The sequence below is a fragment of the Albidovulum sediminis genome, from assembly GCF_025380365.1.
GTDB lineage: Bacteria > Pseudomonadota > Alphaproteobacteria > Rhodobacterales > Rhodobacteraceae > Albidovulum > Albidovulum sediminis.
Window position 1 is genome coordinate 564,826 of the sequence record NZ_JAOCQF010000003.1, and the last position, 13,805, is coordinate 578,630.

Consider the following 13,805-nt stretch of genomic DNA (forward strand, 5'->3'; position numbering starts at 1 on the left):
GTGCCTCCTTGGGACGTGATGGAGCCCTACCCCGCAATGGGGAAGGATCCGGTTAAATTCAGGGGGTTGAAGACCCGTGCCCGGGTTGCGTGCGACCCGCTCGGGAAACCTTCCGACGCCGGCGTTCGAAGGATGAGGGTATGCGCATGCATTTGCGATATTTGGCGACAGTTCGGCGCGCTATGTCAACGCCCTCCAGCATGAGTTGGGCACGAATCTCGTCGTCCGCAAGGGGCTGTTCCGGGTCTTCCGCCAGGATAAGCGCACGGATGCGCCTTTGGGCGTCGAAACCGGAAACCGCGTCCTCCGGATCGCCCAGTGCAGCGCTGAAGAAGAGCGAGAACGGGTAAACCCGGCCGCCGAACATCAGCGACTTGCCGGACAGGGCGCGACCGACGGTCGATGCATGCAGATCGAGGGCGCGGGCCAGATCGGCGCGGCTCAGCGGGTCCAGCCGATCCTCCCCGAGCGAGAAGAAGCGCGCCTGACGCTCCACGATTGCGGCCGCGATTCGCAGGAGCGTGACCTGGCGGGCAGCAATCGCGTTGGCGATGCGGCGCGCGCGCTCGGTGTGCTCGGGCAGCCCGCCCGCGGTATCGGCAAGCGCGACGCGCGGCAAGGCATCGGGGTTCAGGCGCACGCTCACCCGGCCTTCGGGCGTGCGCTCGACCACGATTTCCGGAACCCGCGGCACCAAGTGATCAGGCACATCGGCGACCGGATGCGGGTTCAGGCTGCGCAGAAGGGCGCCGATGCGCTGCGCCTCGGCCTCGCTGATCTTCAGTGCGGCGGCGATACGCGCCCATGCGCCCTTCGCGAAGTCCCCCAGCCGGGCCACGACCTGGGCCGACAGCCGGGCCCCGAGTCCGGCGTCCCGAAGCTGCAGTTCGAGGCACTCCGCCAGGCTTCGCGCGCCCACGCCGCAAGGCTCGCAAGCCTGAACCGCGCCCAGTGCGGCGGAAAGAACCGGCTGCGTCAGGCCGTAGTCGGCAGACAGTTCTTCGAGTGTCGCATCCAGAAAGCCGTCTGCCCGCAACTCGGAGACGATCAGGCGCGCAGCCTCATCCACGCCGCGCTCAAGGCGCTGCAGTCCGATCTGGCGCAGCAGCGACTGGCTCAGGCTTTCCTCGGCGGCGACAAACTCCCTGGCGACGTCGAAGGTCGAGGGTTCCGGCCAGTACTCGACGATCAGGCAAGGATTGTCTTCTGCCTCGCGCAGGATTTCCTCGGACAGCAGTTCGGTCGGCAGGGCCAGGATTCGCAGGCCGAGGCGCATGGCGGGCGTTAGACCCAGACGTTGCCTTTGCCGCAGGTCGACGCGCTGCGCGAGCGGCGCCCTGCCGGCCCCGTCAGGAGATGCGGAAGCTTTGGCCAAGGTAGACCCGGCGCACGTTCTCGTCGCGCACCACTTCGTCGGCGGTTCCGCTCATCAGCACCGCGCCATCGTGCAGGATGTAGGCCCGGTCCACGATCTCAAGCGTCTCGCGCACGTTGTGATCGGTGATCAGCACGCCGATACCGCGGTCCTTCAGGTCATGGACCAGCGTGCGGATGTCGCCCACCGATATCGGATCGACGCCGGCAAACGGTTCGTCAAGCAGAAGGTACTTGGGATCGGCGGCAAGGCAGCGCGCAATTTCCACCCGCCGCCGTTCACCCCCCGAGAGCGACAGGGCAGGCGCCCGCCGCAGATGGGTGATCGAGAACTCCGACAGCAGTTCCTCAAGCCGCTCGCGCTGCTTGTGGCGGTCCTTCACGGTGATTTCCAGGATCGCCAGGATGTTGTCCTCGACCGAAAGGCCGCGGAAGATCGACACTTCCTGCGGCAGATAGCCGATCCCGAGCCGCGCGCGGCGATACATGGGCAAACCTGTCACATCGCGGCCGTCGATGATGATCTGGCCACTGTCGGGCGTGATGAGGCCGGCGATGTTGTAAAAGCAGGTGGTCTTGCCCGATCCGTTCGGCCCCAGAAGTGCGACGACCTCGCCCCGGTTCAGGTGCATCGAGACGTCTCGGATGACCGGTCGGCGGCGGTAACTCTTGCGCAGGTGGACGATGCGCAGGCCGGCGCTGCCTTCCGCAACGGTCAGTTCGGGCCGTCCAGCCATCAGTTGCTCCCGGGCTGGAGCACGGTCTTGACCCTGCCGCCCATCTGACCGGTGCCGGCCGCAAGGTTGAGAGACAGGGTTTCGCCTGAAAGCACGGTCGCCCCCTGCGTCAGAAGAACGGAGCCGGCCAGCACGATTTCACCCGAATCAACGGTGTATTCGGCCGTGTTCGCCTTGGCCGCGTCGGGCCCGCTGGTCAGCACGACATTCCCGGTCGCGATCAGGCGCTCGATCCGGTTCTGGCCACCCGCGCCATATTCCACGCGAATCTCGTCGGCACCCAGACGCATCTCGCCTTGAGACACCACCACGTTGCCACTGAAGACGGCGGTTCCGTCGGCCTGGTTCACCGCAAGCTGGTCGGCGGTCACCTCCACCGGCAGGCTGGTATCGGCCTTGATCCCGCCGAAGGCAATTTCGCTGCCTTGCGCCTGCGCTGCGCCGCTGGCTGCAAGGATCAGGCTGAAGGCAATAGTGATCGCGCGAAGGAACATCCGAACCTCAATTCTCCGGCTCATATATCAGCTTGACCCCCTGGTTGAAAACCAGAACGTAAGCCTTCGCGTCCCCGTCCGTGGCGGCAAGCGACATGGCGCCGGCCTCCAGCGTCCCGAAGGGCGCCAGTGCCCGGATGGCGCCCTCGGAATGGACCTCGGTCACCGACGTCGAGGCGGAAAGCCCCTGGGTGTCGATCGTGTAGCCGGTCGAGGTCTCGATATGCACGCCTCCGGTCAGAAGCAGACCTCCCGCCGCCGGATCCATGCTTCCCGTCCCGGCCGCCATCGTCAGGTTCAGCCCGTCGGTCGTCTCCAGTTCGGCTGTCACGCTTTCGGCCAGCCCGCCGCCATCGGCCAGCGGGCGCGCGACGCCGGCGCGCACCAGAAAGGTCGTCCCGTCGCCGGTCACGCCGGAATATTCGGGCGCGGTCAGGCGCTGCTCTCGCGCCAGCGCGTCCACGTCCACCTCGGCGTAGGGCAGCGTTTCCTCGGTATCGATCCGCCGGGAGACGAGAAAGAGCGTCGACAGGATCACCAGCGCCGCAAGCGGCAGCAGGATCTTCAGCCAGAAGACCAGGAGCGTGCGGAGATCCGTCTGTTCCGACATCGGTTTCAGGCCACGCCGGCCCGCAGGCAGTCGTGGATGTTCAGAATACCGGTCGCACGTCCGTCGCCGGCGGGGTCCAGCACGAACAGGCAGGTGATCTTGCGGTCGCGCATCTCTGCCACCGCCTTCTCGGCCAGCGCGCCGGGGGGAACCGTGCGCGGGTTCTGCGTCATCACCTCGCCGGCCGTATGGGTGAGCAGCCCCTCCATGTGGCGCCGCAGGTCGCCGTCCGTCACGATTCCGACAAGACGCCCCGCGGCATCCGTCACGCCGGCCACGCCAAAGCCCTTGCTGCTCATCGTGACCAGCGTATCGCTCATCGGGGTCGTCTCCGTCACCATCGGCACCGCGTCGCCCCCGTGCATCAGGTCCGCGACCTTCAGAAGCCGGGCGCCCAGCTTGCCGCCGGGGTGGAAGGTGCGGAAATGCTCGGGCGTGAAGTGGCGATGCTCCATCAGCGCGACGGCCAGCGCATCGCCCAGCGCCAGGGTCATGGTGGTGGATGTGGTGGGCACGATGCCGGTGCCGCAGGCTTCTTCCGCGTGCGGCAGAAGGATCGCAACATCGGCTTGGGTCAGAAGGGTCGATCCCGCGCGGCTTGCAACGCCGATCAGCGGAATCCCGAAGCGGCGGCTGTGGGCGATGATGTCGGCCAGTTCCGGCGTCTCGCCCGAGTTCGACAGGACCAGCGCCACATCGCCCCCGGTCACCATGCCGAGGTCGCCGTGACTTGCCTCGGCCGGGTGCACGAACTGCGCCGGCGTTCCGGTCGAGGCCAGCGTGGCGGCGATCTTGCGCGCGATGTGGCCCGACTTGCCCATTCCGGACACGATGACGCGGCCTTTCGCGGCCAGGATCAGGTCGACGGCGGCGGCAAAGCTTCCGTCCAGCGCCTCGGCCAGGGCGGCAAGACCGCGCGCCTCGATCCCGATGACGCGGCGGGCGGTGGCGATGAGGGTTTCAGCGTCGGTCATGTCAGTGCCTGAAGATGTCGGTCTCGTCGCCCCAGCCCATCAGGTCCAGTTCGGCGCGCGCAGGAAGGAAGTCGAAGCACGCCTGCGCGATTTGGGTGCGCCCCTCGCGGGCCAGGCGGCGATCAAGCTCTTCCTTCAGGCGATGAAGATAAAGGACATCGGATGCCGCATAGTCCTGCTGCGCCTCCGTCAGCGTTTCCGCCCCCCAGTCCGAGGTCTGCTGCTGCTTGGAGATGTCGATGCCGATCAGTTCCTGAAGCAGGTACTTCAACCCGTGCCGGTCGGTGAAGGTGCGCACCAGCTTCGAGGCGATCTTGGTGCAGTAGACCGGCGCGGTGGTCACCCCGAACGCGGTTTTCAGCGCTGCGACGTCGAACCTGCCGAAGTGGAAAAGCTTGAGCACGCGCGAATCGCCCAGCATGCGTTCGAGGTTGGGCGCCTGCGTCTGGCCGCGGGCGATCCGGACCAGATGCGCGTCGCCGTTGCCCGAGGACAGCTGCACCAGGCAAAGCCGGTCGCGTCGCGGGTCCAGGCCCATCGTCTCGGTATCGATCGCGACCACCGGACCAAGGTCCAGATCCGCCGGAAGATCGTTCAGATGCAGGTGGATCGTCATGCTAACCCCTCATTGGCGAAGGGGTCTGGTGCCCAGAAGAGGACTCGAACCTCCACGCCTTGCGGCACTGGTACCTGAAACCAGCGCGTCTACCAATTCCGCCATCTGGGCTGATGTCGTGGTCCGCGATGTATAGGGGGCGAAAGTCGGTGTCAACGGGGTCCGGCGGGAATTTGCGCGGCATGATTGCGCCTTGTTTGGCGGGGGCTGAGCCGCTAATCAGGGGCGCAACCAGCTGTGCGGAGGTCCCCATGTCCAGGCTCGTCACCATCTACGGCGGTTCGGGTTTCGTCGGGCGGCACGTCGCGCGCCGGATGGCGAAACTGGGCTGGCGCGTGCGCGTGGCGGTGCGCCGCCCGAACGAGGCGCTGTTCGTCAGGCCCTACGGCGCGGTCGGACAGGTCGAGCCGGTGCTCTGCAACATCCGCGACGACGCCTCCGTGCGCGCCGCGATGAAGGGTGCGGATGCGGTCGTGAACTGCGTCGGCATCCTCAACCGTTCGGGGCGCAACACCTTTGCCGCCGTGCAGGCCGAAGGGGCCGGGCGCGTCGCGCGCATCGCCGCGGAGGAAGGTGTGGGACAGCTTGTCCACCTGTCCGCCATCGGCGCCGACGCGCAGTCGGACAGCGCCTATCAGCGGTCCAAGGCCGCGGGCGAGGCGGCAGTGCTGGCCGCGTTCCCGCAGGCGGTGATCCTGCGCCCCTCGGTCATCTTCGGGCAGGGCGACGGCTTCTTCAACCGCTTCGCCTCGATGGCGCGGTTCGGGCCGGTCTTGCCCGTCGTCGGGGCGGCCACGAAGTTTCAGCCGGTCCATGTCGAGGATGTGGCCGAAGCCGCCGTTCTGGGCGCGACCGGCGCCGCCGCGTCGGGTATCTATGAACTTGGTGGGCCCGAAGTGCGGTCGTTCCGCGACTGGATAGGCGTCATGCTGGGCGTGGTCGGCCGCCGCCGCCTTGTGCTCAACCTGCCGTTCTGGCTGGCGCGGATCATGGGCGCGGTTTTCGACTTCGCCCAGGTCGCGACCGGCGGGTTGTTCGAGAACCGCCTGCTGACCCGGGACCAGGTCCGCAGCCTTGGCCGGGACAATGTCGTGGCGTCCGGGGCACGGACGCTTGCCGATCTCGGGATCACGCCGACCGCTGCCGGTGCGGTCCTGCCGGAGTACCTGTGGCGCTTCCGCCCGTCCGGCCAGTATGACGCGATCAAGTCCTCGGCCAAGAACCTCAGAAAGCATTCCTGATGTTCGATGCCGTCGTGGTCCCGCTCCTCCTGGGGTTCCTGGAGGGGTTGACGGAGTTCATCCCGGTTTCCTCGACCGGGCATCTCCTGATCGCGAGCCGCTTTCTGGGGTTTCACAGTGCCGGCGGCACGTTCGAGGTGGTGATCCAGCTTGGCGCGATCCTTGCCGTGGTGTGGATCTATCTTGCCAAGATCGTGCGCACGCTGGGCGGTCTGGGGCATGATCCGCAGGCGCGGCACTTCGCGCTGTCGGTCCTGATCGCCTTCCTGCCCTCCGTGATGGCGGGGCTTCTGCTTCACGACTTCATCAAGACCGTGCTTTTCGAAAGCCCAGGGATCATTGCGACGGCGCTCATCATCGGCGGCATCGTGCTTCTGATCGTCGACCGGCTGCCGATCCCGCAAAGGCATGTGGATGCGGAGCATTTCCCGTGGAGGATGTCGCTTGGCATCGGTCTGGCGCAGTGCCTTTCGCTGATACCCGGCGTATCCCGGTCCGGGGCGACGATCGTGGGCGCCTTGCTCATGGGTGCGGACAGGCGCGCCGCGGCCGAGTTTTCCTTCTTCCTGTCGATCCCGACCATGGTTGCCGCCGTATCCTACGACCTGTGGGAAAACCGCGCCGGTCTTGACGCAGGCGCCGTCCACGAGATCGCGATCGGATTCGCCGCCGCCTTCTTCAGCGCAATAGTCGTGGTGCGCTGGTTGCTCGCCTACCTGAACCGCCACGGGTTCGCGGTGTTCGGATGGTGGCGAATCATCGTGGGCGCGGGGGTCTGGGGCCTGCTTCTGACTGGTCACGCATAAAAACGTAAACTATCCTGACCTAAATTTGCGCTGCTACGCCCCATTCTGAGCTTACTGGCTGAAAAAACTTGAAAATAGGTAAACTATACTGACTTTTATTCTCTGCGCTGGCAGAGTAGCTATGCGCACCCGGAATCTGCCGAAGGGAGGCGCAGTCATGGCTCAGGAACGGATGCTCAAGTTCGTGACCGTCTCCAGGGAGATGCCCGAGAAGCGTGACGCCAGCGTGCGCGCGCAGGACTTTCACGAGATCTACCGCGAATACGCCGAGGCAAAGGCGGCCGAACAGGCAAGCCGGTGTTCGCAGTGCGGTGTGCCCTATTGTCAGTCGCACTGCCCGCTTCACAACAACATTCCCGATTGGCTGCGCCTGACCGCGGAGGGCCGCCTGCAGGAGGCCTATGAGCTTAGCCAGGCGACCAATACCTTCCCGGAGATCTGCGGCCGCATCTGTCCGCAGGATCGGCTGTGCGAAGGCAATTGCGTGATCGAGCAGTCCGGCCACGGCACCGTGACGATCGGTTCGGTCGAGAAATACCTGACCGACACCGCCTGGGACCGTGGCTGGGTCAGGCCGATCCGGCCGCATGCCGAACGCGCCGAAAGCGTCGGGATCATCGGCGCCGGTCCCGCGGGCCTTGCCGCGGCAGATGTCCTGCGCCGGGCTGGCGTGCAGGTCACGGTCTACGACCGCAACGATCGCGCGGGCGGCCTTTTGACCTACGGTATCCCCGGCTTCAAGCTGGAGAAGGATGTGGTCCTGGCCCGCATCGCGCAGCTGGAGCAGGGCGGGGTCAGCTTCGTGCTGAACTGCAACGTCGGCGTGGATCTGAGCTTCGATGCCATTCGCGGGAAGCATGACGCAGTACTGATCGCGACCGGCGTCTACAAGAGCCGAGAACTGGACGGCGACTCCGCATCGGCGGAGGGCATCGTTCGTGCCATCGACTACCTGACCGTGTCGAACCGCAAGGGATTCGGCGACGAGGTGGCTGAGTTCGACTCGGGCGAACTGAACGCCGAAGGCAAACGGGTCGTCGTCATCGGCGGTGGCGACACCGCGATGGACTGCGTCCGCACCGCGATCCGGCAGGGGGCACAGTCGGTCAAATGCCTTTACCGCCGCGACCGGGACAACATGCCCGGCTCGCAGCGCGAGGTCGCGAACGCCGAGGAGGAGGGCGTGGAATTCGTGTGGCTGGCGGCCCCCCGTGGCTTCGTGGTGGGCGCCGGCGTGGAGGGCGTGGCGGTGCAGAAGATGCGCCTTGGCGCCCCCGACGCCAGCGGTCGGAGAAGCCCGGAGGTCATTCCCGGCGCCGACTATGTCGAACCGGCCGAACTGGTCATCAAGGCGCTGGGGTTCGAGCCTGAACCGCTGCCCGCGCTGTGGAAAGTGGAGGGGCTTGAGGTGACCCGCTGGGGCACGATCAAGGCCAACTTCGCCACCCACGCGACCAGCCTTCCCGGCGTCTACGCGGCCGGCGACATCGTGCGCGGCGCCAGCCTCGTGGTCTGGGCCATCCGCGACGGGCGCGAGGCCGCCGACGCGATCCTGACCTATCTCGCGCAACCCGCGCAGGTGGCGGCGGAATAGGGTAGGATCCGATGCGACCTGACGCACCGGAAGCGAGTGGTTCACCGGGTTGCCGCAAGCCGCGCAACCGCAGCACGCAGGAGAGACCGTCATGACGACCCTTCGCACTGTCCTCGCGCTTGGCGCCTGCTGGCTGGCCATGCCGGCTTCGGCCGGACAATTTCCCCTGCCGCAGGGCTGCACGGCCTACGCGACGGTGCAGATGCGGTCCTGCCTGGTATCGCAGCACTACCGCTGCGAGGGGGAACCCGAGGACAATCAGTGGGCGGTGCAATCCGACGGACAGGGGCCGTTCTTCGCCAACCTGATCGACGGAGAGACGCGCTGGCTGCAAAGCTACGACCTTTACACGGGCGAGCAGGACAGACTGGGCGAGGAGAACGATCCCGCCTCCTTCTCCGAACTGCTGGAGCGGGGGCGCGACGACTTCGATTTCTTCACCGAAAGCAGCTATGGCGAGCTGCGCCGCTACGTGGGGCACGATCGCCTGACCGGCCAGACCGCCACGATCGACGGCATCGTCCTGGAACAGACCGAATTCGAACTGACCGCCTATGATTCCGACGGCGCGGAGGTCTGGAGCCGCAAGGGCAACCAGTACGTTCACCGCGGCTGGCGCATCTTCTTCCCCGGCACCGAACATTTCGAGAATGCCTTCGGTGACAAGGCCGACACGGTCGAGAACCCGGTGGAATTCGCCCTGCCTGGCGACAAGGGGTTCCTTGAGAACGAGCCGAAATACGACTGCGACACGCTGACCGCTTCGCTGAAACTGACCCCGACGGACGGAGGACCACGGCCATGACGATCTTTGACCAGGACTGGGTGCAGGCCGAGGAGACCAGGCGCGCGTGGATGAACGAGCACAGCCTGTGGCGCGAGGAGGACGAGCATTCGTCCTGCGGCGTCGGGCTTGTGGTTTCGATCGACGGGCGCGCATCGCGACGGGTCGTGCAGAACGGCATCGACGCGCTCAAGGCCGTCTGGCACCGCGGCGCGGTGGACGCCGACGGCAAGACCGGCGACGGCGCGGGCATCCATGTGCAGATCCCGGTCAAGTTCTTCTATGACCAGGTGCGCCGCACCGGCCACGAACCCGATTTCGGCAAGCTGATCGCCGTGGGCCAGATCTTCCTGCCGCGCACCGACTTCGGCGCGCAGGAACGCTGCCGCACGATCGTCGAAACCGAAGTCCTGCGGATGGGGCACTACATCTATGGCTGGCGTCACGTTCCGGTCGATACCAGCGTCCTGGGCGAGAAAGCCAACGCGACGCGGCCCGAGATCGAGCAGATCCTGATCCGCTGCGAAAAGCCCATCGACCAGGAGCAGTTCGAGCGGGAGCTTTACATCATCCGCCGGCGGATCGAGAAGGCGGCGCTGGCGGCCCATATCGCCGGGATGTATCTGTGTTCGCTCAGCTGCCGGTCGATCATCTACAAGGGGATGATGCTGGCCGAACAGGTCGCGGTCTTCTACCCGGACCTGATGGACGAACGCTTCGAAAGCGCGTTCGCGATCTATCACCAGCGCTACTCGACGAACACCTTCCCGCAATGGGCGCTGGCGCAGCCTTTCCGCATGCTGGCGCACAACGGCGAGATCAACACGCTGAAAGGGAACGTCAACTGGATGCGGAGCCATGAGATCCGCATGGCATCGTCGGCCTTCGGAGAGATGGCCGAAGACATCAAGCCGATCATCCCGGCCGGCACGTCGGATTCCGGCGCGCTTGACGCTGTGTTCGAGGCGCTGGTGCGCGCCGGCCGTTCCGCCCCGATGGCCAAGACCATGCTGGTGCCGGAGGCCTGGTCGAAGACGGCAATCGAGATGCCGAAACCCTGGCAGGACATGTACGCCTACTGCAACAGCGTGATGGAGCCGTGGGACGGCCCTGCTGCGCTGGCGATGACCGACGGCCGCTGGGTCGTGGGCGGTCTGGACCGCAACGGCCTCAGGCCCATGCGCTACGTGCTGACCGGCGACGGCATGCTGATCGCGGGGTCCGAGGCCGGCATGGTCCCGGTCGACGAGATGACGGTGCGCGAAAAGGGCGCGCTTGGCCCGGGGCAGATGATCGCCGTCGACATGGCCCAGGGACGGCTTTACCGCGACTGGGACCTGAAGGACAAGCTGGCTGCCAGCCAGCCCTTCGGCGACTGGGTGCAGAAGGTCGTCGAACTGAACGCGCTGATGCAGGACGTGCCGGAACGCGCGGTGTTCGAAGGCGCGGACCTCCGCCGCCGCCAGATCGCCGCGGGCTACACGCTTGAGGAGCTGGAGCAGGTTCTGGCGCCGATGGCCGAGGATGGCAAGGAAATGGTCGCCAGCATGGGCGATGACACGCCGCCCGCAGTGCTGTCGTCGAAATACCGACCGCTGTCGCACTATTTCCGCCAGAACTTCAGCCAGGTCACCAACCCGCCGATCGACAGCTTGCGCGAAAGCCGGGTGATGAGCCTCAAGACCCGGTTCGGGAACCTGACGAACGTGCTGGCCGAGGATTCGAGCCAGACCGAGATTCTGGTTCTGGAAAGCCCGTTCATCGCCAACGCCGAGTTTGGCGAGATGGTGCGCCAGTTCGGCGACCGCGTGACCTCGATCGACTGCACCTTCCCGGCCAGAACGGGGGACGATGCGCTGCGCCAGGCCCTGGAGCGCGTTCGCGCGGAGGCGGAGGATGCCGTGCGTTCGGGCGCAGGGCATCTGGTCCTGACCGACGAAGGCCAGGGCGAGGATCGCGTGGCCATGCCGATGATCCTTGCGACCTCGGCGGTGCACAGCTGGCTGACGCGCAAGGGGCTGAGAACGTTCACCTCGCTCAACGTGCGGTCCGCGGAATGTATCGACCCGCATTATTTCGCGGTGCTGATCGGTTGCGGGGCGACCACGGTGAACGCCTATCTGGCGCAGGATTCCATCGCCGACCGCATCCGCCGCGGCCTGATCGAGGGAAGCCTGGAGGACGCGATGCGCCGCTACCGCGCTGCCATCGACGCGGGCCTTTTGAAGATCATGTCGAAGATGGGAATCTCGGTCATCTCGTCCTACCGCGGCGGGCTGAACTTTGAGGCGGTCGGGCTTTCCCGCGCGATGGTCGCGGAATACTTCCCGGGCATGCACAGCCGCATTTCCGGCATCGGGGTCACCGGCATCCAGCACAAGGTCGCCGAGATTCACGCGAAGGGATTCTGCGGCGGGTCCGACGTGTTGCCGGTCGGCGGCTTCTACAAGGCGCGCCGGTCGGGCGAAAGCCACGCCTGGGAAGCGCAGACGATGCATATGCTGCAATCGGCCTGCGACCGCGCGTCCTTCGACCTGTGGAAACAGTATTCGGCGCGGATGCGGGCCAACCCGCCAATCCACCTGCGCGACCTGCTGGACATCAAGCCGATCGGCCGCCCGGTGCCCATCGACGAGGTGGAATCCATCACCTCTATCCGCAAGCGTTTCGTGACGCCGGGCATGTCGTTGGGGGCGCTCTCGCCCGAGGCGCACATGACGCTGAACATCGCCATGAACCGCATCGGTGCGAAATCCGACAGCGGCGAAGGCGGCGAGGATCCCGCGCACGCGCACCCGCTGCCGAACGGCGACAACCCCTGCGCCAAGATCAAGCAGGTGGCGTCCGGCCGCTTCGGCGTCACGGCAGAGTACCTCAACGCCTGTGAGGAGCTTGAGATCAAGGTGGCCCAGGGCGCCAAGCCCGGTGAGGGCGGGCAGCTGCCGGGGATGAAGGTGACCCAGTTGATCGCACGCCTGCGGCATTCGACGCCGGGCGTGACGCTGATCAGCCCGCCGCCGCACCACGACATCTACTCGATCGAGGATTTGGCGCAGCTCATCTACGACCTGAAGCAGATCAACCCGCGCGCCAAGGTGACGGTGAAGCTGGTGGCCTCGTCCGGCGTCGGCACGATCGCGGCCGGCGTGGCCAAGGCCAAGGCGGACGTGATCCTGATTTCGGGCCACAATGGCGGCACCGGCGCCAGCCCGGCGACCTCGATCAAGTATGCGGGCCTGCCCTGGGAAATGGGCCTGACCGAGGCGCATCAGGTGCTGGCGATGAACAAGCTGCGCGACCGGATCACGCTGCGCACCGACGGTGGCCTGCGCACCGGGCGCGACATCGTAATCGCCGCGCTGATGGGGGCCGAGGAATACGGCATCGGCACCGCCGCGCTGATCGCGATGGGCTGCATCATGGTGCGCCAGTGCCAGTCGAACACCTGCCCGGTGGGCGTGTGCACGCAGGACGAACGCCTGCGCGCCAAGTTCACCGGATCGGCGGACAAGGTGGTGAACCTCATCACCTTCTACGCGCAGGAGGTGCGGGAGATCCTGGCCGAGATTGGTGCCCGGTCGATGGACGAGATCATCGGGCGCGCGGACCTTCTGACGCAGGTCAGCCGCGGCCACGCCGATCTTGACGACCTCGACCTGAACCCGCTTCTGATCACCGTCGACGGTTTCGACCGCATCGTCTACGACCGGTCCAAACCCCGCAATGCGGTGCCCGACACGCTGGATGCCGAGATCATCCGCGACGGTGCGCGGTTCTTCGAGGATGGCGAGAAGATGCAGCTGTCCTATGCCGTGCGGAACACCCACCGCACCATCGGGACGCGGGCGTCGAGCCACATCGTCAAGAAGTTCGGGATGCGCAACAACCTGCAACCCGACCACCTGACGGTGAAGCTGACGGGGTCCTGCGGGCAGTCGCTGGGGGCCTTTGCCGCGCCGGGGCTGAAGATCGAGGTGTCGGGCGATGCCAACGACTATGTCGGCAAGGGCCTGTCGGGGGGCACCATAGTGGTGCGCGCGCCCATGGCCTCGCCGCTCGACGCGGGCGAGAACACGATCGTCGGCAACACGGTGCTATACGGCGCGACCGATGGCCACCTTTTCGCGGCGGGACGGGCGGGCGAACGCTTTGCCGTCCGCAACTCTGGCGCGAAGGTCGTGGTCGAGGGATGCGGGTCGAACGGTTGTGAGTACATGACCGGCGGCGTCGCGGTGATCCTCGGCTGGATCGGCGCGAACTTCGGCGCGGGCATGACCGGCGGCATGGCCTATGTCTGGGATCCGGAGGGCGAGGCGGAGGATTTGATGAACTTCGATTCGATCGTCACCTCGGCAGTCAGCCACCCGCACTGGGAGGCGGAGTTGAAGGGCCTGATCGAACGTCATGCCGCGGAAACCGGCAGCCGTCGCGCGGCGCGCATCCTTCAGCACTGGGACACCGAGCGGGCGAACTTCATTCAGGTCTGCCCGAAGGAGATGCTGAACCGCATCCCCAATCCGCTCAGCCTCGACGCGCAGGCGGTACCGGCGGAGTGACACACAGGCGGGGCCGGAT

Annotated in this window: 11 protein-coding genes and 1 tRNA gene; 5 read left to right on the top strand and 7 right to left on the bottom strand. The window is 66.2% G+C overall.

All coding sequences use genetic code 11. The annotated features are described in order from the left end of the window. Positions 1-58: 58 nt before the first annotated feature. From N5I32_RS17700 to N5I32_RS17730, 7 genes are all read right to left on the bottom strand, one after another. Positions 59-1,375 (bottom strand): RNA polymerase factor sigma-54, encoded by a 1,317-nt coding sequence (locus N5I32_RS17700; protein ID WP_261497240.1) that lies wholly within the window; start codon positions 1,373-1,375, stop codon positions 59-61. Beyond that, a complete protein-coding gene (lptB, locus tag N5I32_RS17705; RefSeq protein WP_261497241.1) occupies positions 1,350-2,111 on the bottom strand; it encodes an LPS export ABC transporter ATP-binding protein in 762 nt (253 codons plus the stop codon). The genes N5I32_RS17700 and lptB overlap by 26 nt, the downstream gene beginning before the upstream one ends. Beyond that, positions 2,111-2,605 carry a lipopolysaccharide transport periplasmic protein LptA gene (lptA, locus tag N5I32_RS17710; RefSeq protein ID WP_261497242.1) on the bottom strand — a complete coding sequence of 165 codons (495 nt, stop codon included), beginning with the start codon at positions 2,603-2,605 and terminating at the stop codon, positions 2,111-2,113. Before lptA ends, lptB begins: the two co-directional genes overlap by 1 nt. A 7-nt stretch (positions 2,606-2,612) precedes the next feature. Continuing rightward, positions 2,613-3,215 (bottom strand): hypothetical protein, encoded by a 603-nt coding sequence (locus N5I32_RS17715; protein ID WP_261497243.1) that lies wholly within the window; start codon positions 3,213-3,215, stop codon positions 2,613-2,615. Between the two features lie 5 nt (positions 3,216-3,220). Further along, complete coding sequence (locus N5I32_RS17720) at positions 3,221-4,189, bottom strand: KpsF/GutQ family sugar-phosphate isomerase (RefSeq protein ID WP_261497244.1); 969 nt, start codon at positions 4,187-4,189, stop codon at positions 3,221-3,223. Between the two features lies 1 nt (position 4,190). Beyond that, the gene (locus tag N5I32_RS17725; protein WP_261497245.1) at positions 4,191-4,805 is read right to left on the bottom strand and encodes a ribonuclease D; all 615 of its coding nucleotides are present in this window, start codon (positions 4,803-4,805) and stop codon (positions 4,191-4,193) included. Positions 4,806-4,831: 26 nt separating this feature from the next. After that, positions 4,832-4,916: transfer RNA gene (locus tag N5I32_RS17730), tRNA-Leu, on the bottom strand. A 140-nt stretch (positions 4,917-5,056) separates the two neighbouring features. Between N5I32_RS17730 and N5I32_RS17735 the strand changes: the two genes are divergently transcribed. From N5I32_RS17735 to gltB, 5 genes are all read left to right on the top strand, one after another. After that, positions 5,057-6,046, top strand: a complete 990-nt coding sequence (locus N5I32_RS17735; RefSeq protein WP_261497246.1) for a complex I NDUFA9 subunit family protein — start codon at positions 5,057-5,059, stop codon at positions 6,044-6,046. Then, entirely contained in the window at positions 6,043-6,852 is an 810-nt protein-coding gene (locus tag N5I32_RS17740) for an undecaprenyl-diphosphate phosphatase (RefSeq protein WP_439648224.1), read from the top strand. Before N5I32_RS17735 ends, N5I32_RS17740 begins: the two co-directional genes overlap by 4 nt. Positions 6,853-7,009: 157 nt before the next feature. Beyond that, complete coding sequence (locus N5I32_RS17745; RefSeq protein WP_261497249.1) at positions 7,010-8,446, top strand: NAD(P)-dependent oxidoreductase; 1,437 nt, start codon at positions 7,010-7,012, stop codon at positions 8,444-8,446. Between the two features lie 91 nt (positions 8,447-8,537). Then, positions 8,538-9,251, top strand: a complete 714-nt coding sequence (locus tag N5I32_RS17750) for a hypothetical protein (RefSeq protein WP_261497250.1) — start codon at positions 8,538-8,540, stop codon at positions 9,249-9,251. After that, positions 9,248-13,786 carry a glutamate synthase large subunit gene (gltB, locus tag N5I32_RS17755; RefSeq protein ID WP_261497251.1) on the top strand — a complete coding sequence of 1,513 codons (4,539 nt, stop codon included), beginning with the start codon at positions 9,248-9,250 and terminating at the stop codon, positions 13,784-13,786. Before N5I32_RS17750 ends, gltB begins: the two co-directional genes overlap by 4 nt. Positions 13,787-13,805: the final 19 nt, after the last annotated feature.

Excerpts from the sequence above, each read along its gene's own strand:
- lptB (WP_261497241.1), bottom strand. The coding sequence starts at position 2,111 with ATGGCTGGACGGCCCGAACTGACCGTTGCGGAAGGCAGCGCCGGCCTG.
- N5I32_RS17750 (WP_261497250.1), top strand. The coding sequence starts at position 8,538 with ATGACGACCCTTCGCACTGTCCTCGCGCTTGGCGCCTGCTGGCTGGCC.
- lptA (WP_261497242.1), bottom strand. The coding sequence starts at position 2,605 with ATGTTCCTTCGCGCGATCACTATTGCCTTCAGCCTGATCCTTGCAGCC.
- N5I32_RS17715 (WP_261497243.1), bottom strand. The coding sequence starts at position 3,215 with ATGTCGGAACAGACGGATCTCCGCACGCTCCTGGTCTTCTGGCTGAAG.
- N5I32_RS17720 (WP_261497244.1), bottom strand. The coding sequence starts at position 4,189 with ATGACCGACGCTGAAACCCTCATCGCCACCGCCCGCCGCGTCATCGGG.
- N5I32_RS17745 (WP_261497249.1), top strand. The coding sequence starts at position 7,010 with ATGGCTCAGGAACGGATGCTCAAGTTCGTGACCGTCTCCAGGGAGATG.
- N5I32_RS17725 (WP_261497245.1), bottom strand. The coding sequence starts at position 4,805 with ATGACGATCCACCTGCATCTGAACGATCTTCCGGCGGATCTGGACCTT.
- N5I32_RS17735 (WP_261497246.1), top strand. The coding sequence starts at position 5,057 with ATGTCCAGGCTCGTCACCATCTACGGCGGTTCGGGTTTCGTCGGGCGG.
- gltB (WP_261497251.1), top strand. The coding sequence starts at position 9,248 with ATGACGATCTTTGACCAGGACTGGGTGCAGGCCGAGGAGACCAGGCGC.